The sequence below is a fragment of the Vitreimonas sp. genome, from assembly GCF_036392335.1.
In the GTDB taxonomy this organism is placed as follows: Bacteria; Pseudomonadota; Alphaproteobacteria; order Caulobacterales; family Aquidulcibacteraceae; genus Vitreimonas.
In genome coordinates this window covers 26,353-50,596 of record NZ_DASVYD010000066.1, presented here as the reverse complement: position 1 = coordinate 50,596, position 24,244 = coordinate 26,353, and the positions used below count along the sequence as shown (strand labels likewise).

At 62.7% G+C, this 24,244-nt stretch carries 20 protein-coding genes and 2 tRNA genes; 14 read left to right on the top strand and 8 right to left on the bottom strand.

Annotated features, from left to right (window positions below):
- Positions 1 to 4 precede the first annotated feature (4 nt).
- Complete coding sequence (locus VF769_RS15220) at positions 5 to 688, top strand: hypothetical protein (RefSeq protein ID WP_331009277.1); 684 nt, start codon at positions 5 to 7, stop codon at positions 686 to 688.
- Between the two features lie 10 nt (positions 689 to 698).
- Here VF769_RS15220 and VF769_RS15215 read toward each other — a convergent pair.
- Positions 699 to 783, bottom strand: a tRNA-Leu gene (locus VF769_RS15215).
- Between the two features lie 155 nt (positions 784 to 938).
- Here VF769_RS15215 and tig point away from each other — a divergent pair.
- The 8 genes from tig to VF769_RS15175 all read left to right on the top strand — a co-directional run bounded on the left by tig (position 939) and on the right by VF769_RS15175 (position 8,520).
- A complete protein-coding gene (gene tig, locus VF769_RS15210; RefSeq protein WP_331009276.1) occupies positions 939 to 2,306 on the top strand; it encodes a trigger factor in 1,368 nt (455 codons plus the stop codon).
- Positions 2,307 to 2,435: 129 nt separating this feature from the next.
- The gene (locus VF769_RS15205) at positions 2,436 to 3,062 is read left to right on the top strand and encodes an ATP-dependent Clp protease proteolytic subunit (protein WP_331009275.1); all 627 of its coding nucleotides are present in this window, start codon (positions 2,436 to 2,438) and stop codon (positions 3,060 to 3,062) included.
- A 303-nt stretch (positions 3,063 to 3,365) separates the two neighbouring features.
- Entirely contained in the window at positions 3,366 to 4,634 is a 1,269-nt protein-coding gene (gene clpX / locus VF769_RS15200; protein WP_331009274.1) for an ATP-dependent Clp protease ATP-binding subunit ClpX, read from the top strand.
- Positions 4,635 to 4,819: 185 nt separating this feature from the next.
- Entirely contained in the window at positions 4,820 to 7,222 is a 2,403-nt protein-coding gene (gene lon / locus VF769_RS15195; RefSeq protein ID WP_331009273.1) for an endopeptidase La, read from the top strand.
- Positions 7,223 to 7,386: 164 nt separating this feature from the next.
- Complete coding sequence (locus VF769_RS15190) at positions 7,387 to 7,659, top strand: HU family DNA-binding protein (RefSeq protein WP_331009272.1); 273 nt, start codon at positions 7,387 to 7,389, stop codon at positions 7,657 to 7,659.
- 94 nt (positions 7,660 to 7,753) lie between these two features.
- Positions 7,754 to 8,059 (top strand): ETC complex I subunit, encoded by a 306-nt coding sequence (locus VF769_RS15185; protein ID WP_331009271.1) that lies wholly within the window; start codon positions 7,754 to 7,756, stop codon positions 8,057 to 8,059.
- Between the two features lie 29 nt (positions 8,060 to 8,088).
- Positions 8,089 to 8,165: transfer RNA gene (locus VF769_RS15180), tRNA-Arg, on the top strand.
- A gap of 40 nt (positions 8,166 to 8,205) precedes the next feature.
- A complete protein-coding gene (locus VF769_RS15175) occupies positions 8,206 to 8,520 on the top strand; it encodes a hypothetical protein (protein WP_331009270.1) in 315 nt (104 codons plus the stop codon).
- Here VF769_RS15175 and metC read toward each other — a convergent pair.
- The 6 genes from metC to recG are packed head-to-tail and all read right to left on the bottom strand — an operon-like array spanning position 8,512 to position 16,264.
- Positions 8,512 to 9,687: a cystathionine beta-lyase gene (gene metC, locus VF769_RS15170; RefSeq protein WP_331009269.1), complete on the bottom strand. Its 1,176-nt coding sequence runs from the start codon at positions 9,685 to 9,687 to the stop codon at positions 8,512 to 8,514. The genes VF769_RS15175 and metC overlap by 9 nt on opposite strands.
- On the bottom strand, positions 9,687 to 10,538 hold the full coding sequence (gene sseA / locus VF769_RS15165) for a 3-mercaptopyruvate sulfurtransferase (protein ID WP_331009268.1): 852 nt from the start codon (positions 10,536 to 10,538) through the stop codon (positions 9,687 to 9,689). Before sseA ends, metC begins: the two co-directional genes overlap by 1 nt.
- 58 nt (positions 10,539 to 10,596) lie before the next feature.
- A complete protein-coding gene (locus VF769_RS15160) occupies positions 10,597 to 11,847 on the bottom strand; it encodes a cyclopropane-fatty-acyl-phospholipid synthase family protein (RefSeq protein WP_331009267.1) in 1,251 nt (416 codons plus the stop codon).
- A 54-nt stretch (positions 11,848 to 11,901) separates the two neighbouring features.
- Positions 11,902 to 13,362 (bottom strand): deoxyribodipyrimidine photo-lyase, encoded by a 1,461-nt coding sequence (locus VF769_RS15155; RefSeq protein WP_331009266.1) that lies wholly within the window; start codon positions 13,360 to 13,362, stop codon positions 11,902 to 11,904.
- Positions 13,355 to 14,143 carry a glycosyltransferase family 2 protein gene (locus VF769_RS15150; protein ID WP_331009265.1) on the bottom strand — a complete coding sequence of 263 codons (789 nt, stop codon included), beginning with the start codon at positions 14,141 to 14,143 and terminating at the stop codon, positions 13,355 to 13,357. Before VF769_RS15150 ends, VF769_RS15155 begins: the two co-directional genes overlap by 8 nt.
- A 30-nt stretch (positions 14,144 to 14,173) precedes the next feature.
- The gene (recG, locus tag VF769_RS15145; protein WP_331009264.1) at positions 14,174 to 16,264 is read right to left on the bottom strand and encodes an ATP-dependent DNA helicase RecG; all 2,091 of its coding nucleotides are present in this window, start codon (positions 16,262 to 16,264) and stop codon (positions 14,174 to 14,176) included.
- A 24-nt stretch (positions 16,265 to 16,288) separates the two neighbouring features.
- On the opposite strand from recG, the gene VF769_RS15140 reads away from it, so the two are divergent.
- On the top strand, positions 16,289 to 16,630 hold the full coding sequence (locus VF769_RS15140) for a succinate dehydrogenase assembly factor 2 (protein ID WP_331009263.1): 342 nt from the start codon (positions 16,289 to 16,291) through the stop codon (positions 16,628 to 16,630).
- Entirely contained in the window at positions 16,623 to 20,117 is a 3,495-nt protein-coding gene (gene mfd / locus VF769_RS15135; protein ID WP_331009262.1) for a transcription-repair coupling factor, read from the top strand. Before VF769_RS15140 ends, mfd begins: the two co-directional genes overlap by 8 nt.
- 96 nt (positions 20,118 to 20,213) lie before the next feature.
- Here mfd and VF769_RS15130 read toward each other — a convergent pair whose 3' ends face one another.
- The gene (locus tag VF769_RS15130; protein WP_331009261.1) at positions 20,214 to 21,497 is read right to left on the bottom strand and encodes a hypothetical protein; all 1,284 of its coding nucleotides are present in this window, start codon (positions 21,495 to 21,497) and stop codon (positions 20,214 to 20,216) included.
- Positions 21,498 to 21,628: 131 nt separating this feature from the next.
- Between VF769_RS15130 and VF769_RS15125 the strand changes: the two genes are divergently transcribed.
- The 3 genes from VF769_RS15125 to VF769_RS15115 all read left to right on the top strand — a co-directional run bounded on the left by VF769_RS15125 (position 21,629) and on the right by VF769_RS15115 (position 24,241).
- Entirely contained in the window at positions 21,629 to 22,735 is a 1,107-nt protein-coding gene (locus VF769_RS15125; protein ID WP_331009260.1) for a CaiB/BaiF CoA-transferase family protein, read from the top strand.
- A gap of 244 nt (positions 22,736 to 22,979) precedes the next feature.
- Complete coding sequence (locus VF769_RS15120) at positions 22,980 to 23,687, top strand: CoA transferase subunit A (protein ID WP_331009259.1); 708 nt, start codon at positions 22,980 to 22,982, stop codon at positions 23,685 to 23,687.
- Positions 23,688 to 23,716: 29 nt separating this feature from the next.
- Positions 23,717 to 24,241: a hypothetical protein gene (locus VF769_RS15115; protein ID WP_331009258.1), complete on the top strand. Its 525-nt coding sequence runs from the start codon at positions 23,717 to 23,719 to the stop codon at positions 24,239 to 24,241.
- The last annotated feature ends 3 nt before the right edge of the window (positions 24,242 to 24,244 follow it).

Genomic DNA, 24,244 nt, shown 5'->3' with positions numbered 1-24,244 from the left:
GAGCATGGTTTGGTGGTGGTGGATTATCCCGGGCTTCGTAGCCGTGATCGGTTTGGCGATCGCGTTGAGTGGTTTGGGCTGGATGTTCCGCGGCCGGCCGTTCAAAGGCGGACGCGGCGTGCTTGGCGGGGCGCTGTTTCTTGGGGTCGGCGCGATCGTGGGCCTACTTGGGCTCAATATCCAAACTTACCACCGCCTGACGTGGGACCGCCCTGTCGCGACAATCGAGACGCGTCAGCTTGGGCCGCAGCTGTTCGAGGCCACCGTCGTTGAGCCCCCAACCGAACAAGATCCCCAGGGCATCACCCGGACGTTTCAAGTTCACGGCGATGAGTGGCGCATGGAAGCGCGCGTGCTGAAGTGGAAGCCCTGGGCCAACGTGCTGGGCTTGAACGCCCAGTACCGCTTGGATCGCTTCTCCGGGCGGTATGCTGATACTCAGCAAGAGCTCACGGCTGAGCGGAGCGCCTTCGACATTCGGCCGACCCGTCAGAGTGGTATCGACCTGTGGCCAGTGGCGCGGGAGTACAGTCAGCAGCTGCCGGTCGTGGATACGCTTTACGGTTCTGGCGCCTACATGCCGATGGCGGACGGTGGTCGCTACGAGGTCCGGATCACCCAAAACGGCCTGATCGCGCGCCCCACCAACGAGGTGGCGGCCGAGGCATCTTCGAGCGGCTGGCAATAAGCTTAAAGATTGGTGCGGACGGCGGGAGTCGAACCCGCACGCCTTGCGGCGCTGGAACCTAAATCCAGTGCGTCTGCCAGTTCCGCCACGTCCGCACGTGGCGCGGGTTTAGGGGCGCGGGGGCGCTGCGTCCACTGGGCATATGGGGGCGCCTGCGCGGCGCGTGGACACGCCTTGCCGCGCATGCAATAAGCCCCGCTTTCCTGAACAGCCCGGCCGCCGGCAAAGGATTTGCAGCGGTCGAAGAATAATGTCGAAAGCCCAGATCATGCAGCTCACCGAGCGCCGTTCCGAAGGTCTCCTGCGCGTTTATGACGTCGTCGTTCCAGCGGCCGAATTGCAGCAAAAGCTCAACGCCAAGATCGCCGAAGTGCAGCCGCGTGTGCGCCTGAATGGCTTCCGTCCGGGCAAAGTCCCGCCGGCCCACATCCGTAAGATGTACGGCCCGTCGATGATGCAGGACATCATCAACGAGACGGTTCAGAATTCGACCCGCGAAGGTCTTGAGAAGGTCAACGCGAAGCCAGCCTCCGAGCCGTCGCTCGATCTGAAGAGCGACATCAACGAAGTCGTCGCGGGCAAGGCCGATCTGCAATTCGAGCTCTCGCTTGAAATCATGCCGGACTTTGAGCCGGTCGATCTGAAGACGATCTCGATCAAACGTCCTACGGCGGCCGTGAGCGACGAGCAGGTCGATGAGCAACTCAACACGATCGCCAAGGCCAATCGCGGTTTCGAGGACAAGGACGGCGCGGCCGCCGATGGCGACGCGGTTGTGATCGATTTCCTCGGCCGCATCGACGGCGATGCCTTCGACGGCGGCGCCGCGAGCGACGCACAAGTCGTGATCGGCTCGAACCAATTCATTCCGGGTTTCGAAGAGCAACTCATCGGCGCGAAGGCCGGTGACGAGCGTACGCTGAAAGTCAATTTCCCGGACGATTACCCGGCCGCGAATTTGGCCGGCAAAGCCGCCGAATTCGAAACCAAGATCAAGACCGTACGTGCGCCGAAAGAGGGCGCCCCGGACGATGCGTGGGCGACGCAACTGGGCTTCGACAGCCTGAACTCGTTGAAGGCGGCGCTGCGCGAGCGCATTGAGAGCGAACATGCGCAACAATCGCGCGCTAAGGCCAAACGCGCGCTTTTCGACAAGCTCGACGCGGCGCACAGCTTCGATTTGCCGCCGCGCATGGTGGAAGCTGAGTTCAATCAGATCTGGCGCCAGGTCGAAGCCGACAAGAAGGCCGGCCGTCTCGACCCGACCGACGAAGGCAAAAGCGAAGACGATCTGAAAGGCGAATATCGCGCCATCGCCGAGCGCCGCGTGCGTCTGGGCCTACTGCTGGCCAAGATCGGCGAGCAGAACAAGGTGCAGGTCAGCGACCAGGAAGTGGCTCAGGCGATTTCTGTCCAAGCCCGTCAGTTCCCGGGCCAAGAGCAGCAGATTTTCCAAGCGTATCAGCGCAATCCGCAGCTGGTCGCTCAGGTCCGCGCGCCGCTCTACGAAGAAAAGGTTGTGGATTACGTGCTCGAGCTGATCGACGTGAAGAACGAGCCGGTCAGCCGCGACGAACTCTTCGCCGACGACGAAGCGCCGGCCGCGAAAAAGGGTTAAGCCGCGGCCTCCCGACGCCTCACGCAGTCGGGAGGGCTTGCGGCTGGCGTTCGAGCGTCAAATATGAGGCCGACGCAACCGGTATGAGTCGGGGGCGCGCCGGGGCTTCATGCCCGCACGAGGAACAGCATGTACGATCCGATCGAACGAATGACGGGAATTGTGATTCCGAGCGTGGAGGAGACCACCAGCCGTGGCTCGTCCCGCTACGACATTTTCTCCCGTCTCCTCAAAGAGCGGATCATTTTCGTCAGCGGCGGCATCGACGACGTCCAAGCGGCTTTGATCACGGCGCAGCTTCTGTTCTTGGAATCGGAGAACCCGAAGCGCGAAATCGCCATGTATATCAACAGCCCGGGCGGTTACGTGACCGCCGGTCTGGCGATCTACGACACCATGCAATACATCCGCAGCCCAGTTTCGACCGTCTGCATGGGCTTGGCGGCGTCTATGGGTTCGCTCCTGCTGGCGGCTGGTGAGAAGGATTTGCGCATCTGCCTGCCGAACGCACGGGTCATGTTGCACCAGCCATCGGGCGGCTTCCGCGGTCCGGCGTCCGATATTGAGCGCCATGCGGAAGATATCCTCTACACCAAGCGCCGCTTGAACGAGATTTACGTTAAGCACACCGGCCAGCCCTACGACGTGGTGGAAAAGACGCTCGACCGCGACCACTTCCTGACTGCGGACGAGGCCAAGGCCTGGGGCATTGTCGACCGCGTTTATGAACGCCGCGAGTTGCCCGAAGGCGCGTGAGTCGCGTTTAGGGACGGCGCGTTCTCGTTTCGAGCCCATTCTGGGCTCTATGCGCTGCCGTCGATCTGTGAAAAGAGCCCCTTTCGAGGGCATTTCGCAGTAGATTCCTGACCATAGCCGGCGCCGGGCCCGCTTGCGGCCCCATCCTTGCTATGGTCGTATAAGCCCAACAAGGGCGTTGGGTTGGTGAACGTTTTTGAAAGGGATGGTGGTCAACCATCCGTGACAGTGGGGGAGGGGCCTTAACGCCGCCGCTTTCCTATATAACGGATAGGGCATACCCCGCCCCGCAGAGGATCGTGCATGAGCAAAGGCGCCGCCAGCGGAGAGTCGAAGAACACTCTGTACTGCTCGTTCTGTGGCAAGAGCCAGCACGAGGTCCGTAAGCTTATTGCGGGCCCGACCGTGTTCATCTGCGATGAATGTGTCGAGCTCTGCATGGACATCATTCGCGAGGAGCACAAAACCTCGCTGGTGAAGTCGAAGGAAGGCGTGCCTTCCCCGAAAGAGATCAAAGGCGTTCTGGACGATTACGTCGTGGGCCAAGACCACGCCAAGCGCGTGCTCTCGGTGGCCGTCCACAACCACTACAAGCGTCTCAACCACGCGTCGAAGAACAGCGACGTCGAGCTCGCCAAGTCGAACATTTTGCTGATCGGCCCGACCGGCTGCGGCAAGACGCTGCTCGCGCAAACGCTGGCGCGCATCATCGATGTGCCGTTCACGATGGCCGACGCGACGACGCTAACCGAGGCCGGTTACGTCGGCGAAGACGTCGAGAATATCATTTTGAAGCTGCTGCAGGCCGCCGACTACAATGTCGAACGCGCGCAGCGCGGCATCGTTTACATCGACGAAGTCGACAAGATTTCTCGCAAATCCGACAATCCGAGCATTACGCGCGACGTGTCGGGCGAGGGCGTGCAACAAGCGCTCTTGAAGATCATGGAAGGCACGGTTGCCAGCGTTCCTCCGCAAGGCGGCCGCAAGCATCCGCAGCAAGAATTCCTGCAAGTCGACACAACGAACATCCTGTTCATCTGCGGCGGCGCCTTCGCGGGTCTCGACAAGATCATCAGCGCGCGCGGCAAGGGTTCGTCGATGGGCTTTGGCGCGACGGTGCGCAGCGAAGAAGATCGCCGTACGGGCGAGATTCTGCGCGAAATCGAGCCGGACGATCTGCTGAAATTCGGTCTCATCCCCGAATTTGTCGGTCGCCTGCCGGTGCTCGCGACGCTTGAGGATCTCGATGAGCCGGCCCTGGTGACGATCCTCACCGAGCCAAAGAATGCGCTCGTGAAGCAATATCAACGCATGTTCGAGATGGAGAACGTGAAGCTCACGTTCCCGCCGGAGGCGTTGAGCGCCATCGCCCGCAAGGCGATCCAGCGGAAGACGGGTGCGCGCGGCTTGCGTTCCATTCTCGAAAGTCTGCTGCTCGACACCATGTTTGAGCTACCGACCATGCGTTCCGTCGAGGAAGTGGTCGTGTCGGCGGACGTGGTTGAGGGGCGCGCCAAGCCGCTCCAGATCCACTCGGAGCGGCCGGCCGGCGCGCAATCCGCGGGCTAAGCTGAAGCCAGTCTGAACGCACCGGCCCAGTTCCGCGCCCGGACGCGGAATGATCTCTCGCATCCACACACTAGGCCATTCGGCGCCCTTGAAGGTGCGCGCGAACGGCTCCACCTTTTCAATCGTTAACGCTGGGCGCGTGGCTGGGCTGAGCACAGACGGCGGCGCTCCCAAAGGAGTACATCATGGCTGAGAGCCGCGTTCTTCCCGTTCTGCCGCTGCGCGACATCGTCGTTTATCCGAAGATGGCCGCACCGCTCTTCGTTGGCCGCGAGAAGTCCGTACGCGCGCTCGACGAGGTCATGAAGAAGGACAAGCAGATCCTTCTCGCCGCGCAAATGGATGCCTCCGAAGATGAGCCTTCGACCGACCGCATCTTCATGGTCGGGACCGTCGCAACGGTCGTGCAATTGCTGAAGCTTCCAGACGGCACCGTACGCGTGCTGGTCGAGGGCAGCCATCGCGCCCGCATTACGCGGTTTCAGAGCAACGACGAGTATTTCGAGGCCGAGGTCGAACCGCTTGAGGAGACCAACGAGGACACGCCCGAGGCTCGCGCCATCGCCCGCGCCGTCACCGATCAATGGGACAATTACGTTAAGCTTTCGCGGAAGACCCCGCCGGAAGTCACGCAAGCGATCACTTCGATCACCGAGCCCGCGCGCTTGGCCGACTCGATTGCGGGCCACCTCACGGTGAAGATTCCGGACAAGCAGGCGCTGCTCGAGCTCGCGGACGTGCCGCAACGTCTTGAGCGCATCTTGCAGCTCATCGAAGGCGAGATCGGTATGCTCCAGGTGGAGCGCAAAATCCGCAACCGCGTGAAGCGTCAGATGGAGAAGACGCAGCGCGAATATTATCTGAACGAGCAGATGAAGGCGATCCAGCGCGAGCTGGGCGACGGCGACGAAGGCCGCGAAGACATCGCCGAACTCGAAGCGCGTATTAAGAACACGAAGCTCTCCAAGGAAGCCAAGGCGAAGACCGAGGCTGAGATGAAGAAGTTGCGCCAGATGTCGCCGATGTCGGCGGAATCGACTGTCGTGCGCAATTATCTCGACTGGCTGCTCTCGCTCCCGTGGGGCGTGAAGAAGAAGGTCAAGAAGGATATCGAGGCGGCTCAGCAGGTGCTGGACGAGGACCACTATGGCCTCGACAAGGTGAAGGACCGCATCCTCGAATATCTCGCTGTGCAAGCGCGAACCAACAAGTTGCGCGGCCCAATCCTGTGCCTCGTAGGCCCGCCCGGCGTGGGCAAGACTTCGCTCGGTCGTTCGATCGCGAAGGCGACGGGACGCGATTTCGTGCGCCTGTCGCTGGGCGGCGTGCGCGATGAAGCCGAAATCCGCGGTCACCGCCGCACATACATTGGTTCGATGCCAGGTCGCGTGATCCAATCGATGAAGAAGGCGAAGAGCTCCAATCCGCTCTTCCTGCTCGACGAAATCGACAAGCTCGGCGCCGATTATCGCGGCGATCCGGCTGCGGCGTTGCTTGAAGTGTTGGACCCCGAACAAAACGGCACGTTCAACGATCACTATCTCGAAGTGGATTACGATCTTTCGGACGTGTTGTTCATCACCACGGCCAACAGCCTCAACATGCCCCAGCCCTTGCTGGACCGCATGGAGATCATCCGCATCCCCGGTTACACGGAGGATGAAAAGCTCGAGATCGCCAAGAAGCACTTGCTGCCGAAGCAATATGAGAACAACGGCTTGAAGAAGTCGGAGTTCACGGTTTCGGAAGATGCGTTGCGTGATCTGATCCGCCGCTATACGCGCGAAGCCGGCGTGCGTTCATTGGAGCGCGAAATCGGCAACCTTGCGCGCAAAGCGGTCCGCGAGATCGAGCAGAAGAAAGTGGACAAGGTCGAAATCACGGCGGCGAACCTGCCAGATTACGCTGGCGTCTGGAAATATCGCTTCGGCGAAACCGATCTCGAAGATCAAGTCGGCGTCGTCACGGGCCTCGCCTGGACGGAAGTCGGCGGCGATCTTCTGACCATCGAAGCTGTCGCGATGCCGGGCAAAGGCTCCATGACCGTCACCGGCAATCTGCGTGACGTGATGAAGGAATCGATCTCGGCCGCCGCCTCTTACGTCCGCTCACGTTCGATTGCGTTCGGGGTGAAGCCGCCAGTGTTCCGTTCGCGCGACATCCACGTGCACGTGCCGGAAGGCGCGACGCCGAAGGATGGTCCGTCGGCGGGTGTGGCGATGGCGACAGCGATCGTCTCGGTGCTGACCAACAACCCGATCCGCAAGGATATCGCCATGACCGGCGAGATCACGCTGCGCGGTCGCGTGTTGCCGATCGGTGGTCTCAAGGAAAAGCTGCTGGCGGCGTTGCGAGGCGGCGTGAAGCTGGTGCTGATCCCGAAGGACAACGAGAAGGACCTGGCCGACATCCCCGACAATGTGAAGCAGGGTCTCGAAATCGTGCCTGTCTCGACCGTCGACGAAGTGCTTCAGCGCGCGCTCACGCGGCCGCTGACGCCGGTCGAATGGTCGGAAGAGGATGAACTCGCCGAAAACCGTCGCACCGACGGAACCGGCGAAGGTCGCGAAGGCGCGCGCCCCCATTAAAGGGGCGCCAGCCCGCGATTCGCAGGCTTTTCACGGCATTTTCGCACTGCAACAAGCTTGCGGATCGGCGCGAAATCCTCCTAGCGTTCATGTATTGCGCGCGTCCGGAGCAGAATCGGCTTAGCGAACGCGCTTCAAATTTCTCGGTCGCGAGGGGGTTCAAAATGAACAAAGCAGAATTGGTCGCCGATGTGGCCGAGCGCATGGGTGAGTCCAAGCTGAAGGCGGAAGAGGCGGTCAACGCCGTGTTCGATGCCCTCACCGGCGCACTGAAGAAGGGCGACGAAGTTCGTCTGCCGGCCTTCGGTGTGTTCGACGTGAAAGAGACAGCCGCGCGCACCGCACGCAATCCGCAGACGGGTGAAGAGGTAAAGGTGCCGGCCGGTCGCAAAGCCCGCTTTAAGCCGGGCAAGGCGCTCAAGGACGCAATGGCCTGAGGCGTTACGCCATAGGTTCGAAGGGGCGGCCCGCAGGGGCCGCCCTTTTCATTTCTGGGCGGTTTGTGTAGCCACGTACCGGAAGAGGGCAGATATGCTGGCGAAGATTTACCGGCCCGCGAAGAACGCGATGCAATCGGGCAAGGCGGCCACGAAGAAGTGGCGGCTCGAGTTTGTGCTGGCCGATGCGCCGCGCCCCGACGCGCTCATGGGCTGGATCAGCGGCGCCGATCCGAACGGCCAAGTCCGCATGTCCTTCGACACCAAGGAAGCCGCGATCGAGTTCGCCCGTGCGCACGCCATCCCGCACCAAGTGATCGAACCAGAAGAAGCCAAGCGCCAACCGCGCGCCTACGGCGACAATTTCGCGTTCAAAAGACGCGAACCCTGGTCGCACTAAAAAGACGGCACTGCTAAGTTCGCCGACGAGCGCCCATAGCTCAACCGGATAGAGCACCCGCCTTCTAAGCGGGTGGTTGCAGGTTCGAGTCCTGCTGGGCGCGCCATTTGCATTCTCTCACCCTCAGTTGATCGGTGGAGAATTCGATGAACTTACGCCAACGGCTTTCGCCAATTTTCTTTCAGCACATGGTCGATGGGCAGCGTCGTCTGCGCGCGTGGGCGCTATTCGTCGTGACGAGTTTGCTGGCGATCTTTTGGAAACTGCTGCTCGAACTCGATAAGTTATTCAGCAAGGAATTCTGGCTTGCGGTTTTTGGGCCTACGCCGCTGGAAGACCTAGGCCCCAACGGACTCATCCTTCTAGCCTTTTACGCAGTTGGCGCGGTGATTTGGTGGATGGTCACAAGTGTCCTGCTTTGGGCAGGACGGCAGTGGGTGCAGAGGGTTGGCTTAAGCTAGCCGCGCGAAGCCTTGCGTCAGATCCGCGATCAAATCGTCGGGATGCTCCAAGCCGATCGACAGACGCACCAGCGGTCCTTCGGCCTTCCACGGCTTGGCTGTTCGCGTGATGTTGTCGTCGCACGGAATGATCAGGCTCTCATAGCCGCCCCACGAAAAGCCCATCGAGAAGAGCGCATAGCTCTCGAACATCGCCTTGAGCCTCGCCTCATCGACAGTCTTCAGCACCGCGCCGAACACGCCCGCAGCGCCGGTAAAGTCGCGCTTCCAAATCGCGTGATCGGGATGCGACGGCAGGGCAGGATGGATCACGCGCGCCACTTCCGGCCGCGTCTCCAGCCAGCGCGCGACCTGCAAACCAGAGGCCGCCTGCCGCTCCAAGCGCACGCTCATCGAACGCATGCCGCGCAGCACAAGATACGCATCATCCGGCGAGGCGCCCAAGCCAAGCTGCTTGTAGGTCGCCTTCACGCGCTCGCCCATTTGTGGCGTCGCCGACAGCACCGCGCCCATGAACGCATCCGCGTGCCCGGCCTGATACTTCGTCAGCGCCTGCACCGAGAGATCAATTCCATGCTCGAACGGCTTGTAGTAAAGCCCGGCCGACCACGTGTTATCGAGTATTGTCGGCACGCTGCGCACTTGCGCCACCGCCGCGATCGCCGGAATGTCCTGCACCTCGAACGTGATCGAGCCTGGCGATTCCAAGAATACGCCACACGTATTATCGTTGATCAGGCCGGCGATATCGCCGCCAATGTGCGGGTCGAAATAGGTCGTGCGTACGCCCAAGCGATGCAGCACGGTGTTGCAGAAGCGGCGCGTGGGCCCATAGACCGAATCCACCACCAGCAATTCGCCGCCCGCCCGAGCGATCGTCAGCAACGCCAGCGTACACGCGCCCAAGCCAGACGGCGCCAACGTCGCCGCGGCGCCGCCTTCGATCGCCAGCAGCGCATCCTTGAGCGCCTCTTGCACCGCCATGCCTTCAAGCGCGTAGGTCTTCTTCGGCGTGTTGTAGAGATCGGCAGTGTCGTCGATCACCAACGTCGTCGCACGATGGATCGCGGGATTCACCGCGCCGTCATGCCGGGATGGATCTCGCCCCGCGAGCGCCAGGCGCGTTTCAACGCGCAGCTTCGACAAGTCCAAATCTTTCCCTGCCATTACGCACCCGTCGCGATCGGCGCGTCCGGCAGCGCGCCCCATTCCGCCCACGAGCCGTCATAGATCGCAGCGTCCCAACGCCCAAGCCGCGCCAACGCCAACGCGATAATCGCCGCCGTCACGCCCGAGCCGCAGGTGCAGATCGCCGGTTGCGAAATGTCCGCGCCAGCCGCCGCAAACAGCTTCTCAAGCTCTTCCCTCGACCGCAGCGACCCGTTCTCGTTGATCAGGCTCCCCGCCGGCAGCGAACGCGCGCCTGGCATGTGGCCGCTCTTCAGGCCTGCGCGTGGCTCCGGCGTTTCACCGCGAAAGCGTGGGGCAGGGCGGGCGTCGAGGATTGTCTTGGCGTCATTTATGGCTTTGCGCACGTCAGAGGCATTGCGCACCAGATCGCCGCGATAGCGCGCCGTGAAATGCCGCTCGGCGCGCACACTCGGCGGATGGCCATCGATCGGAAAGCCGCCGCGCTCCCAAGCCGGGAAGCCGCCATCAAGAACCGAGACGTCCTCGTGTCCCATCACGCGGAACGTCCACCACACGCGCGCAGCCGAGAAGAGCCCTTGATGGTCGTAAACGACGACGCGCGCGCCATCGCCGATGCCCAGCTTGCGCATGCGCGAGGCAAACTTCTCCGGCGAAGGCAGCATGTGCGGCAGATGCGAATCCGTGTCCGCGATCTCATCAATGTCGAAGAACACCGCACCGGGAATGCGACGCTCCTCATACAACGCTTTCGCATTGCGCTCGTCGCCAGGCAGGAACCAAGTGGCGTCAACGACACGGAGGTCGGGCGCCTCCAAGCGCTCGGCCAACCAGGCAGGGGAGACGACGGGATCGGAAGTAGTGCTCATGGCCGGACGCTATGCCGCCCGGGCCCGCGCTTCAACTACAGCCGCCCATTAGAGGCGCTTAAGCCGGCTTCGCCAGCTCCAGCTGCACGACATCCGTGCGGCCGGTGCGGAAACCAGCCTCACAATACGAGAGGTAGAACAGCCAAAGCTGCTTGAACCGCTCGTCAAACCCCATGGCCCGAATATCCTGCCATTTGGCCTGGAAGCGGCGCGACCACTCAGCCAGCGTCACGGCATAGGACTGGCCGAACGCCTCAGCCTTGCGCCAAGCAAGACCGGCCTTTGCGGTCTCTTCCTTCAGCCGCTCCACGCTTGCCAGCATGCCGCCGGGAAAAACGTAGCGTTGGATAAAATCGGCACGCTTTCGGTAACTGTCGAACAGGTCGTTCTTGATCGTGATGATTTGCAGCGCCGCACGGCCGCCCGGCTTCAACACGTCGGCGATTTTGCTGAAATAAGTCGCCCAATGGCGCTCGCCGACGGCCTCGAACATCTCGATGGAGGCCACTTTGTCGAACTGCCCTTCGACATCCCGATAATCCTGGATTCGAATGTCGACCCGATCGGCCAGCCCCGCGCGCTCCATCCGCGCCTTGGCGTAGGCGAGCTGCTCCTCGCTGATCGTGATGCCCGTCACCCGCACGCCGTACTCACGCGCCGCAAACTCGGCAAAGCCGCCCCAACCACAGCCTATCTCCAGCACGTGATCGCCAGGCTTCAAATCCAAATGCTCCGCCAGCGCTTTATATTTCGCGCGCTGACCTGCCTCCAAATCCGCCACCGTCGCGTCAAAACGCGCCGACGAATACGTCATCGAAGGATCGAGCCACGCTTCGTAGAAGCGGTTGCCGAGGTCGTAATGCTCATGGATGTTGCGGCGAGAACCTTCGCGCGTGTTGTCGCGCGAAAGGTGGCGGATCCAATTCACCGTTTTGCCGAAGAAGCTGCCCGTCAGCAGCCGCTTGAAGCGCTCGACATTGTCCGCCAGCAGCGTCAGCAGGCCGGAGAGATCCGACGTCTCCCATTCATGCGCCATCCAGGCCTCGGCGAAGCCGATGTCGCCGTTCTTCAAGACCCTGTTGGCGAAGCGATAATCCTTCACCACGAGCGTGATAGGCGCGCGATCGTCATCGCCAAATCGCAGTATCTCGCCCGAGGGAGTTGTCACATCGATGGCGCCGCCCTTGATGTTGAGCAGCGCCAGCATCACGGCCTTGGCGCGCGCAGGCGCCTTGAGGCGATGGATCGCGGCGGCGGTGGCGCGGGCCGTCTGAGCCGGCGCGGAGGCGGGCAGAGTGTCCATAAGCATCAATGTAGGTGATCCCGTCTGTGGATAAAAGTTCCGCTTGAGCTGCGGGAACTCTTACGCGCCGGTTCGGGCCTCGGATTTGAGGCTGGCGAAAGCTTCCAAGGCGCGGGCGCGGGCGGCGGCATGATCCACCAAGGGACGCGGATAGGTCCGCCCCAGTTCCACGTCGGCCCCCTTCAGCGTGACGAGATCAGCTTCCCACGGCTTGTGAAGCACATCATTTGGTAGGTTCGCCAATTCGGGGATCCAGCGGCGCACATAGGCGCCATCGGCATCATAGCGCTCGCCCTGCGTCACCGGATTGAAGATGCGGAAATAGGGGGACGCATCCGCGCCCGAACCCGCCACCCATTGCCAGGACGCCGCATTGTTCGCGAGGTCCGCGTCGAGCAGCGTGTCCCAGAACCAGTCTTCACCGCGGCGCCAATCGATCAGCAGATGCTTGATCAGAAACGAAGCCGCGATCATGCGCGCGCGATTATGCATCGTGCCCGTGACCCAGAGCTCACGCATCGCCGCGTCGACGATGGGATAGCCGGTTTGCCCGCGCTGCCAGGCGCGCAACGCGCCTTCGTCGTCGCGCCAAGGAAAAAAGTCGAAGGAATTGCGCCAATTGGCCTCCGGCAGCGTCGGCCAATGAAAGAGGAGATTGGTCGAAAATTCACGCCAGCCAATCTCGGACATGAATTTGTCAGCGCCCCGCTGCAGCGTCGGCGCATCGTGAGCAGCCGCGTCGATCGCCGCGCGAATTTGCACCGGCGAGATTTCACCAAAGTGCAAATGCGGGGAGAGGCGCGATGTCGTGTGCGCGCCCATCTGGTCGCGCGCTTCCGCGTAACCGCTGAGGCGCGCGTCAATGAATAGACGCAAGGCCGCAAGCGCGCCGGCTTCACCCGGTTGCCATTCCGGCTCGAATCCCGTCGCCCAATTCGGTCTCCTCGGCAGAAGTCTCCAATCGTCAAGGCGATCGCTCGCGACATCGCCCGCAAAGCCATTGAGCTTCTTAGGCGTCGGCGCCGGCGTGCGCCGCTCCGATATTTGCTGCGACGCGCGCCAATAGGGCGTGAAAACTTTGAACGGCTCACCGGTCTTGGTTTTCACCGCCCACGGCTCATTCAGAAGAGCACCGTTGAAGCTGTGCACATCAACACCCGCGGCGCTCAGTTTCTCCTTCAGCCCCTTATCGCGCGCAATGGCGTACGGCTCATAGCAACGGTTCCAAAAGACCGCGCCCGCGCCAATCTCTTTCACCAGCGTCGGCAAAACCTTCGCCGCGGCGCCACGGCGCAACACCAAGCGTGCGCCGCGCGTCTCGACGTCAGCGCCGAGGGCGCTCAGACTCTTATGCAGCCACCAGCGCGACGCGCCGCCCAAGCGCCAGCGCCCCGGCGTTTCATCATCCAGTACGTAGAGCAAAACCAGCTGCCGCTTGGTCTCAACGGCGGCCCAGAGCGCTGGATTGTCACCCAGCCGCAAATCCTGCCGCAACCAGACAATCGCCGGCGCGTCAGACATCCTTCGCCGCGTCGCGATTGCGCAGATGGATTTCCACCATCTTCGCGTCCTTCAGCCAGCGCCCATGCGCCGCGATCGAAGCCATCGCAAAACCATACCAGCCCGCGCGCCACATGCCGCGCAAGACGTAATGGTTGAGGAAATAGAGCGGCCGCGCCAGCACCATGCGCAAGACGCACTGCCAGAACGGCTTCAGCTTCGTATCGCGCGCACGGCCCGACGAATTGCGATTGAACTTCTCTTCCAGCTGCGCGAGGTCGCGGAACGAATAGTGCAGCAGGCGGCCATCAAGCTTTCCGACCGCCACGCCGTCCGGCACTTTGAATTGATCCCAATTCGGATGGTCCGGCTGACGCACCACGCGGCGATCATAAAGCTTACGGCGATCGACCAGATAGAAATCGCGCCAATCGCCGCTAATCGGCGGCGCCGTCGCCATCATCATCTCAAACGCGCCCACATTCGGCGCGCCCTTGGCGAACGCGTCGCGAATTTCCGCGGCCAGTTCCGGCGTCACGATTTCATCGGCGTCGAGATCCAACAGCCAATCATGCACGCACGCATCTTCGCCAATCCGCTTCTGCTTGCCGCCGCCCAGCCAGGCGCTGCGCACCACGCGTGCGCCCAAGCCCTCGGCGATCTCGATCGTCTTGTCGGTGGAGCCGGAATCTACGAGCACGACCTCGGATACGACCTGTTGTGCGGCGCGGATCACATCGCCAATCATCCGCTCCTCGTTCTTGGTGCGGATATAGGCGGAGATAGGCGGGTTCTGGCTCATGGGCGGATCAAGCCTGTGCGCGTCGGGAAATCAACCGGAACGCGCTAATTCGGCTGCGTCGGCATAGCCAAAGATGTTGAGGACGAGGCGCACAGCTTGGCCGCGCGGCGTTTTCAGGTCCGGATCGCGCTCTACGGCCAGCCGCGCTTCCTTGTCCGCCGCGCCCAGCATGTCGGCGTGCGCCTCGGGCGAGACCAGCCGGAACGGCGGCAGCCCCGATTGCTGCGTCCCTAATACGTCACCGGCGCCACGCATTTTGAAATCGACCTCCGCAATGGCGAAGCCGTCGTCGTTCTGCCGCAACGTATCCAGCCGCTCCTTCGCGGCCGGTCCAATCGGCGGCTTCCAAAGCAGAATGCACGAGCCACGCTTGTCGCCACGCCCCACGCGGCCGCGAAGCTGGTGCAATTGCGCCAAGCCGAAGCGTTCGGCGTGCTCGATCACCATGATCGTCGCTTCCGGCACGTTCACGCCGACTTCGATCACAGTCGTCGCCACCATCACGGTGGACTCGCCCGAGCGAAATCGCTCCATCGCCGCCTCGCGCGCCGTGGGGGAAATGCGCCCATGCACAATCTCCACGCCCTTGCCGAACAGCGCCTTCAATTCCTCATAGCGATCTTCCACAGCCGCCAGATCGACTGCCTCGCTTTCCTCAATCAAAGGACAAACCCAATACGCGCGCTCGCCCCGTGCGGTCGCTTCACGGATCGCGTCCATGATCTCGTGCGCGCGCGTCGACGGCATCGCCACGGTGCGGATCGGCTGACGCCCCGGCGGCTTCTCATCCAGGATCGAAATGTCCATGTCGCCATGAATGGAGAGCGCCAGCGTGCGCGGGATGGGCGTGGCGCTCATCACCAGCACGTGCGGGGCAAAGCCCTTCGCCACCATGCGCATGCGGTCGGAGACGCCAAAGCGATGCTGCTCATCGATGACGATGAGCCCCAAATCCTTGAAGTTCACGTCTTCTTGGAACAGCGCATGCGTGCCGACGACGACGGCGACCTCGCCCGACGCCAGCTTCTCCATGATGGCGCGCCGATCCTTCGGCTTGTCGCGTCCCGTCAGCACCGCCATGGAGATGCCGGCGGCTTCCAGTAAAGGCTGCAATGTCACGCCATGCTGACGCGCCAACAAATCCGTCGGCGCCATCATCGCGCTCTGCAGTCCAGCCTCAGCCGCGCGCGCCATCGCCAGCGCCGCCACTAATGTCTTGCCCGAACCCACGTCGCCCTGCAGCAAGCGCAACATTGGCGCCGGCTCAGCCATATCGGCGTAGATCTCGTTCACCGAGCGCTGCTGCGCCCCTGTGGGCGCAAAGGGGAGGCTAGCTATGATCTTGTCGGCCAGGTCCCCATCGCCTGTTACAGCGCGCCCCGGCTCCTTGCGTCTATGCTGGCGTCTCAGCCGTAGTGCGCATTGCCGTGCGAACAATTCGTCATAGGCAAGCCGCGTGCGAAACGCGCTCTCCGGCGCAACGTCCTCGGGCGATGTCGGCCGATGAATGTGCTCAAGCGCCGTACGAAAATCCGGCCAGTCGTGCGCTTTCACCGTGGAAGGCTCCAACCATTCCGGCGCTTCCGGCACAGTATCGAGCGCACCCAGAATCGTGCGCGCCAACGTCCGCCCCGCGAGCCCTTGGGTGAGTGGATAGACCGGCTCCACCGGCGGCGGCGCCTCGCCGCGATCAGGATCCACCACATGATCGGGATGCAGCATCTGCCGCATGCCCTCGTAGAATGTCACCGTGCCGCTGACCAAACGCTTCTGGCCCACTGGCCACATGCGCTCGAACATCTCCTTACTACCGCGAAAATAGGCGACTGAGAGAAAGCCCGTCTCATCACGCAGCCGAATCCGATGCGGCAGATTTTTGTAGGCGGGAATGTAGCCGTCCACCTCTGCCTCGATCGTCGCGATGTCGCCGTCCTGCGTCTCCGCGATCGGCACGCGCAGGCGCCGGTCAATCGCGCTGTTCGGCGGCAGGAACACGAGGTCGCGCACCAGCCCCCCGCCCGCAACCTTGGCGATCAGCCCAAGCGCGTCCTTGCGCGCGCCTTTCGGCAGACGCGCCGGCGCCAGGAGCGCGGCCAGGGCAGGGGGTGGAACGTCGTTCATACGCCTTAGCTCGACGGCGCTGACATGGCCGCCCATATGGGTTATAGCGCGGCCCCCTCCGGTTTAGCCGCCTTCTTTATCCGCCCCAGACGCCCGATGGATGACCGCCGCAAGAAGCTGAAATTCCGCGCCTGGCGTCGAGGCTTTCGTGAGATTGACTTGATTCTAGGCAATTTTGCCGACCGTCATCTGGCGACCTTAACGGAGACGCAAGTGGACGAGTTCGAGCGCCTGCTCGATGCGCCCGATCAGGACGTCTATGCCTGGATTACCGAACAGGCGCCGCCTCCCGCCGAATACGACACCCAGACCCTCGCGCTGATTCGCGCGTTCCGACCCGAGATCATCCCGCGTTCCGATGCCTGAGACAGCCCTAAATCCACGCCTGGTCGAAACCCTCGCCAAGGCCGAGGAGGCGCTTGTCGTCACGGGCGCGCCGGAGGGCATCGACGCCGCCGCCCTCGGCGAAGCCGCGCGCCTGCGCGGCGGCGTGACGCTCTTCGTCGCCCGCGACGAAACCCGCGCCTCGTCATTTGAAGCCGCCGTCCGTTTCTTCACGCCGGGCCTCGCCACGCTCCGCCTGCCGGCGTGGGACACGCTGCCCTACGATCGTATTTCGCCGGCGGCCTCCGTCGCCGCCCAGCGCTGCGCAGCACTTGCGGCGCTTGCGCGCCGCAAGCCGAGCGAACCGCCACTACTTGTCATCGCCACAGCTTCGGCCATCGCCCAACGCGTACCGCCACGCGCGCGCCTCAATGCCGCGACCTTCGCCGCCACAACAGGCGCCGAAACCTCAATGGCGGACCTTGAGAATTATCTCGTGGTCAACGGCTACTCGCGCTCATCGACCGTCCGCGCCCCCGGCGAATTCGCGGTGCGCGGTGGTCTGATGGACGTGTTTCCGCCGGGCGCAGTCGAGCCGCTGCGTTTCGATTTCTTCGGCGACGAACTCGAAGCCATCCGCAGCTTCGATCCCGAAACACAAATCTCGAAAGCCAAACTGAAAGAAGCGCTGCTCACGCCCGTCAGCGAAGTGCTGCTCGACGACCAATCCGTGCTGCATTTCCGCAAGCGCTTCGGCCAAAGCTTCGGCACGGTCAGCGATACGTTTTATGACAGCGTCAGCGCCCGCATCCGCCGCCAAGGCGTCGAGCAATGGCTGCCGTTCTTCTACGACATTCTGGAAACCGTCTTCGACTATGTCGGCTTCGATGCACTCGTAGCCTTCGACGCGCTGGCGGAAGAGGCGTTGAAGGAACGCGTCGAAACCGCGCGCGACCATTTCGAATCCCGGAAGGGCGCACCCGTATCGCGCGGCGGCTCGCCGTTCCGCGCGCCAAACCCTGAATTGCTCTATCTCTTTGATGATGCGCTGAATGTCGCCCTCGGCGCCCGCGCCGTGCGCCGCTTCACGCACTTTGACACCGACGCCAAAAACAAGCTCGATCTCGGCGGCCGGCCCGGCCGCGATTTCGCCGCCGAGCGCCAAACCGCCGACACCAACATCTTCGAAGCCGCCGCCAAACACGTCGGCGCGCTCACCAAGGCGCACAAACGCGTCGTGGTCGCCGCTTGGTCCGATGGTTCAGCCGAACGTCTCGCCGGCGTGCTGACCGACCACGGGGTTGATACCGTGATCCGTTCGGACTCCTGGCCGCACGCGTCCTCGCTGCCGCGCGGCGCGCATGCGCTGGCCGTACTGCCGCTCGAGCACGGTTTCGAGACCGACACGCTCGCCTTCCTCTCCGAGCAAGACATCCTCGGCGATCGCCTCGCGCGCCCGCGCAAGCGCCGCAAAGCCTCCGCCGTCATCGCCGAAGCCGCGGCCATGAGCCAAGGCGATCTCATCGTCCACCAGGACCACGGTGTGGGCCGGTACGAAGGCCTGAAGACGCTCGACGTGGCCGGCGCACCGCACGATTGCTTGGATTTGACTTACGCAGGAGGGGACAAGCTCTACCTCCCAGTTGAAAACATTGAACTCGTCAGCCGCTACGGCGCTGAGGATGCCGAAGCGCAGCTCGACAAACTGGGCGGTGTCGCCTGGCAAAGCCGTAAAGCGCGCGCCAAGCAGCGCTTGCGCGATATGGCGGAAGAATTGCTCCGCATCGCGGCCATGCGCGCCACCCGCACCGCCGAACCGCTGTCGCCGCCCGAAGGCTTGTGGGACGAATTCTGCGCGCGCTTCCCGTACGAAGAAACCGACGACCAGCTCAGCGCCATCGATGACGTTGTCGGCGATCTCGCCGTCGGCAAACCGATGGATCGCCTGATCTGCGGCGATGTCGGCTTCGGCAAGACCGAAGTCGCGCTGCGCGCCGCGTTCCTGGTGGCGATGACGGGCAAGCAAGTCGCCGTCATGGCGCCGACCACGTTGCTCTGCCGCCAGCACTTCCGCACCTTCAGCGAACGCTTCCGGGGCCTGCCCATCCGCGTACGCCAGCTCTCGCGTCTTGTGACGACCAAGGAAGCCAACGAAACCAAGGCCGGCCTGGAAGCCGGCACGATCGAGATCGTCGTCGGCACGCACGCGCTCCTCTCGAAGACGATCAAGTTTGCCGATCTCGGCCTGATGATCATCGACGAAGAGCAGCATTTCGGCGTGAAGCACAAAGAGCGCATGAAGGATCTGCGCGCCGAAGTGCATGCGCTCACGCTGTCGGCCACACCGATTCCGCGCACGCTGCAGCTCGCGCTCGCCGGTGTGCGCGAAATGAGCCTCATCACCACGCCGCCGATCGATCGCTTGGCCGTGCGCACCTATGTGACCGCGTTCGACAACGTCACCGTGCGTGAAGCGCTGCTGCGCGAGAAATATCGCGGCGGCCAAAGCTTCTTCGTCGCACCACGCATTTCCGACCTCGATGAAGTGTCCGATTTCCTGCGTCGCAACGTGCCGGAAGTGACGTTCGCGGTGGCCCACGGTCAAATGCCGCCGAGTTCGCTCGACGAGATCATGACGCAATTCTACGACGGCGCCTTTGACGTGCTGCTCTCCACCTCAATCGTGGAATCCGGCCTCGACATTCCACGCGCCAACACGCTGATCGTTTATCGCGCCGATATGTTCGGCTTGGCGCAACTCTATCAGCTGCGCGGCCGTGTTGGCCGTTCCAAACTGCGCGGCTACGCCTATCTCACAACCGCCGCCGAACAAGCGCTCACCGTCAGCGCCGAAAAACGCCTCAAGATTCTCTCGTCGCTCGACAATCTGGGCGCCGGCTTTACGCTGGCCAGCCACGATCTCGACATGCGCGGCGGCGGCAATCTGCTCGGCGAAGAGCAATCCGGCCACATCCGCGAAGTTGGCGTCGAACTCTATCAGAGCATGCTCGAAGAAGCGGTGCAGGCGCTGCGCGAGGGCAGGGACGAGGAGGAATTCTCCGAGAAATCCTGGTCGCCGCAGATCAATGTCGGCGCCTCGGTGCTCATCCCGGAAGATTACGTCGCCGACCTCACCGTGCGCTTGGCGCTCTATCGCCGTTTGGCCGAGCTCGATAGCGATCAAGAACGCGAAGCCTTCGCCGCGGAGTTAATCGATCGCTTCGGCCCACTGCCGGCCGAAGCCGAGCAACTCATCGCCGTGGCCGCGCTCAAAGCGCTCTGCCGTCGCTGCCAAATCTCGAAGCTCGACGCGGGGCCCAAGGGCGCGGTGCTCACGTTCCGCGAAATCGGCTTCCCCGATCCGCTGGCGCTCGTGCGCTACGTCCAAGAACGCCCCGACGACTTCAAAATGCGGCCTGACGGCAAACTCGTCGTCACCGGCGGCTGGCCCGAAGCCACCCAACGCTTGAAAGCGCTCCGCGGCGTGCTCGACGCACTCTCAAGAATGGCGACGAAGAAAGCGGCTTAGTTCTTCGGACCCCCGGCTTCCAGCCGGCATCTTAGTTTCAGCTTGCAGGCATGTCGCCGGTTGAACGCAAGCGCCGGCTGGAAGCCGGCGGTCCGATTAAGCGCTCTCAGCCGGCACAAATTCCATATCCAGCGCGCGCATCGCCCGCGCCAGCAGGCTCGCGCCGCTTTCACCCGGCTGCAGTTCCACCGCGCTTTGCTCAAACACAAGCGGCCCAGTGCCGTTGTCGCCCGCCGCGAAGGCGGTGCATTCGGCGACCGACGCAATCCGCTCGCCCGTCCGCTTGGCGCCCTTCAAGTCTGTCGCGCTCAGCGCCACCGCGATCACGTCACGTCCAATCGTGGCGCCTGCATCGGTCTCGCGCATCAAGCGCGCCGCCAAGCTCGCGATCTCGTTGAAACCGCGTTTCCAGGCCTCATCCGAGGGATCGCTGCTTCCTGGCGCTGGGAGCACCCGCATCACCGAAAGCGCGAACGGCCGCCCGCTGTGTTGGTGATCCGCCGCCAGTCGCTTCAAATGCGCCTCGAACGCTGCGCGCTTGAACAAGCCCGTCCGCGCTTCGCCCATGACATCGCGCAAGCCGCGCACGTCGTGGTCCGCCGCGCGCCGGCGACGCTCACGCCGCACCGCTTCAAACAGCCAGCCTAAGCTGGGCCCGTATGGCGCATTGGTATCGACCACAGCGCACGCGCCACGCTCGATCACGGCTTTACGCGTCGCGCCATCCAACGGCGCCGTCACCACCATGGTCGGCATATGATAGAGGCTGGCGTTACGCCGCAGCGCCGCGCACAGCGAGATCGCCGTCGCCGGATCCTGCGCGCCATTCAGCACCACCGCGTCGAACGGCTCATCATGCAAATGGTCAAAACCCGCATACGAGGAGAACGCGGCCGCGACCAAGCCGCCATGCTCGGACAGCGCGCGCTCCAGCGCCAAGAACATTGCACTCGGCGCGCCGATATAAAGCGCCTTCAAACGCCGCAGCTCGGCCGGCGTCGGCATCGGCGCGTTCATCTCAACCGCTGTCGCCATGCGCCGCGCGCGTTCTTCTTCCGCCAGCGCCACACGCACACACGCCTCGATCTGCGCGGAGATCAGCTTTGCCGGAGCGTCCAACGCAATCGCGCCTGTGAATGGCGCCAGAGCTTCCAGGCCGGCAGGCGAGGGCCGATCGCTCGTCAGCGCCAACAGCGAAGCTAGCGGCTTTCGCTCCGTACTGTGCGCCGCCTCAGCAAGTTCCACCGCTGCGGCTACATCGCCATCGAACGCCGCAAACAGCGCGATGTCTTCGCCATCGGGCGCGGCGCGATAGGGGCCGGGCATCGCCGCGGCTTGCACCTCCGCGGCGGCAAGCAGCGCTTGCGCCTCACGCGCCATCCGCGCGTCATGGGCTCGTACAACAATCCGCAGGACTTGACGCTCCGGCGCCGGAGACGGCGGGCAAAGGATGGGTGATACTTAGCCGACTATAGCTCTGGTCGAAATCCAGAGGGTAAACGGAGAAAATCATGGGCAAGGGTCCGCTTTCGGGCGTGAAAGTCGTGGAATTTCAGGGCATCGGCCCCGGTCCCTTCGCCTGCATGCTGCTGTCCGACATGGGCGCCGACGTCGTCCGCATCGACCGCAAGGGCGGAGGCGGGGGCTTCAAGTTCGACGTGCTCGCCCGCGGCCGCCGCTCTGTGGCGCTCGACCTGAAGAACCCTGCCGACATGGCTGTGGCGCTGGAACTGATCTCTAAAGCGGACGCGCTTGTCGAAGGCTTCCGCCCCGGGGTGATGGAGCGGCTGGGCCTCGGCCCCGATGAAGCGCTGAAGCGCAATCCAAAGCTCGTCTACGGCCGCATGACCGGCTGGGGCCAGGACGGCCCGCTGGCGCAAGCCGCCGGCCATGACGCGAATTATATCTCTATCACCGGCGCGCTCGGCGCCATGGGGCGCGCGAACGCCAATCCTTCCGTGCCGCTCAACCTTGTCGGCGATTTCGGCGGCGGCGCGCTTTACCTCGCGATGGGGATCTGCGCCGCGCTTGTCGAAGCGAAGACGTCAGGCAAAGGCCAGGTCATTGATGCCGCGATCACCGATTGCACGGCGTCACTCATGGCGATGATGTATGGCTTCCGCGCCGCCGGCATGTGGACAGACAATCGCGATTCCAATCTGCTCGATGGCGGCGCGCCCTTCTACGACGTCTATGAAACCAGCGACGGCAAATACGTCACCATTGGCTCGCTCGAACCACAATTCTACGCGCTGCTGCTGGAAAAAACTGGCCTCAAGGATGATCCCGATTTCGCGGCGCAAATGGATCGGAGCAAATGGCCAATGATGGAAGCCAAGCTCACCGCGCTGATCAAAACCAAAACCCGCGATGAGTGGGCGTCGATCATGGAAGGCACCGACGTCTGCTTCGGCCCCGTGCTCAACATGGCCGAGGCGCCGAACCATCCCCACAATGTGGCGCGCAAAGCCTTCCTCGAAATAGACGGCGTCACCCAGCCCGCGCCTGCCCCACGCTTTTCGCGCACGCCCGGGGAAGTGCAGGGGCCCCCGGCCAAGGTCGGGGCACACACTGAAGAGGTGCTTGCCGCCTGGAATATCGAGGCGCGTCCAAGCTGATTTTTGCGTTCAGGGGCGGTTCAACCGGGATGGCGTTTATGGTCCCCGGTTCTGGACGATTTTTCGTCCCTCGCTCGTCCCAGGACCAAGTTCTCATCCCATCCCGGGATGAAACGAAGCGCCGGCGGCCGGCTCAGCCGCCGGCGCACTTCGTTTGGGCCGAAGTTGAAACTTGTAGTTCCGCACCGGAATGTTGCGCTGCAGCGCAAGGCTCCGTAACAGAGGCGCACATAGAGGGCGCCGCATGGTCAACAAGGTCTACAAGGACGCGAAATCAGCTCTCGAAGGGCTCACCTTCGACGGCATGACGGTCATGAGCGGGGGCTTCGGCCTTTGCGGTATTCCGGAAAATCTCATCATTTCGCTGCGCGACAGCGGCGTGAAGGGGATTACCGTCATCTCCAACAATGCTGGCGTGGACGGCTGGGGCTTGGGCCTGCTGCTGGAAACCAAGCAGATCAAAAAAATGATCTCGTCCTACGTGGGCGAGAACAAGGAATTCGCCCGCCAATTCCTCTCCGGCGAACTCGAACTCGAATTCAATCCGCAAGGCACGTTGGCTGAACGCTGCCGCGCCGGCGGCGCCGGCATCGCCGGCTTCTACACCAAGACCGGCGTCGGCACGCTCGTCGCCGATGGCAAAGAGACGAAGGTCTTCAACGGCGAGACCTATGTGCTGGAAACGGGCCTGGTCGCCGATCTCTCGATCGTCAAAGCCTGGAAGGGCGACAAGGAAGGCAATCTGATCTTCCGCAAGACCGCGCGGAACTTCAACCCGATGATGGCGACCGCCGGCAAGAAGTGCGTCGCCGAAGTCGAGATCCTGGTCGAGACCGGCGAACTCGATCCCGACGCGATCCACACGCCCGGCATCTATGTCGATCGCATCGTGCAAGGCAGCTTCGAAAAGCGCATCGAACAACGCACAGTGCGCGCACGGGAGAATGCGTGAGCGTTGATTTTCTCACGCGCACGATCCCGATGGGACCACCGATCGGTCGCATTCGCCTGAACGCAAAAGAAATCGAGATTGCGTTGATCGATGGGCGAGACAGATCGCGCGTGTGCGAAGTGCTGAGCATTTGCCGTGTGCGACCGCTCAGTATGAAAGGCATGCCCAAGGCGCCGCGCGGCGTCAAAGGGGTAAGTGTCGATCGGCTCGAAGATTTTCTTCTTCTCGACAAAGATGATGCCGATTTTTGGCGAACGCAGATGGGCGATGAGGCTGTTGAGTTGCTGGACTATGCGCGCGCGCGTGTAGCGTTTGAGCGCGAATGGGCGGACGCTTACCCCGAGAAGTACAGCACAATCAAAGTTTATGGTGCGGGACTCTTCGTGGGTAGTGGCGGTACGAGCGAGGAATATTGGCGTGCATTTCGCAAATTGTTTGCAGAGCACGACAATACCGACGTGAGCCTTAAAGAGCTCGCGAAAATTTATTGGACGGCCATTGAGAGCGTGATGTCGGCGGAAGATTTCCACGAACTCGCCATGAGCCGCAGATAAGAG

Coding starts and splice junctions, on each gene's coding strand:
- VF769_RS15185 (WP_331009271.1), top strand. CDS start 7,754: ATGCTGGCGAAGATTTACCGGCCCGCGAAGAACGCGATGCAATCGGGC.
- VF769_RS15115 (WP_331009258.1), top strand. CDS start 23,717: ATGGGACCACCGATCGGTCGCATTCGCCTGAACGCAAAAGAAATCGAG.
- clpX (WP_331009274.1), top strand. CDS start 3,366: ATGAGCAAAGGCGCCGCCAGCGGAGAGTCGAAGAACACTCTGTACTGC.
- VF769_RS15160 (WP_331009267.1), bottom strand. CDS start 11,847: ATGCTTATGGACACTCTGCCCGCCTCCGCGCCGGCTCAGACGGCCCGC.
- VF769_RS15205 (WP_331009275.1), top strand. CDS start 2,436: ATGTACGATCCGATCGAACGAATGACGGGAATTGTGATTCCGAGCGTG.
- VF769_RS15120 (WP_331009259.1), top strand. CDS start 22,980: ATGGTCAACAAGGTCTACAAGGACGCGAAATCAGCTCTCGAAGGGCTC.
- tig (WP_331009276.1), top strand. CDS start 939: ATGTCGAAAGCCCAGATCATGCAGCTCACCGAGCGCCGTTCCGAAGGT.
- mfd (WP_331009262.1), top strand. CDS start 16,623: ATGCCTGAGACAGCCCTAAATCCACGCCTGGTCGAAACCCTCGCCAAG.
- VF769_RS15150 (WP_331009265.1), bottom strand. CDS start 14,143: ATGAGCCAGAACCCGCCTATCTCCGCCTATATCCGCACCAAGAACGAG.
- metC (WP_331009269.1), bottom strand. CDS start 9,687: ATGGCAGGGAAAGATTTGGACTTGTCGAAGCTGCGCGTTGAAACGCGC.
- VF769_RS15130 (WP_331009261.1), bottom strand. CDS start 21,497: ATGGCGCGTGAGGCGCAAGCGCTGCTTGCCGCCGCGGAGGTGCAAGCC.
- VF769_RS15155 (WP_331009266.1), bottom strand. CDS start 13,362: ATGTCTGACGCGCCGGCGATTGTCTGGTTGCGGCAGGATTTGCGGCTG.
- VF769_RS15220 (WP_331009277.1), top strand. CDS start 5: ATGGTTTGGTGGTGGTGGATTATCCCGGGCTTCGTAGCCGTGATCGGT.
- recG (WP_331009264.1), bottom strand. CDS start 16,264: ATGAACGACGTTCCACCCCCTGCCCTGGCCGCGCTCCTGGCGCCGGCG.
- lon (WP_331009273.1), top strand. CDS start 4,820: ATGGCTGAGAGCCGCGTTCTTCCCGTTCTGCCGCTGCGCGACATCGTC.
- sseA (WP_331009268.1), bottom strand. CDS start 10,538: ATGAGCACTACTTCCGATCCCGTCGTCTCCCCTGCCTGGTTGGCCGAG.
- VF769_RS15140 (WP_331009263.1), top strand. CDS start 16,289: ATGGCCGCCCATATGGGTTATAGCGCGGCCCCCTCCGGTTTAGCCGCC.
- VF769_RS15125 (WP_331009260.1), top strand. CDS start 21,629: ATGGGCAAGGGTCCGCTTTCGGGCGTGAAAGTCGTGGAATTTCAGGGC.
- VF769_RS15175 (WP_331009270.1), top strand. CDS start 8,206: ATGAACTTACGCCAACGGCTTTCGCCAATTTTCTTTCAGCACATGGTC.
- VF769_RS15190 (WP_331009272.1), top strand. CDS start 7,387: ATGAACAAAGCAGAATTGGTCGCCGATGTGGCCGAGCGCATGGGTGAG.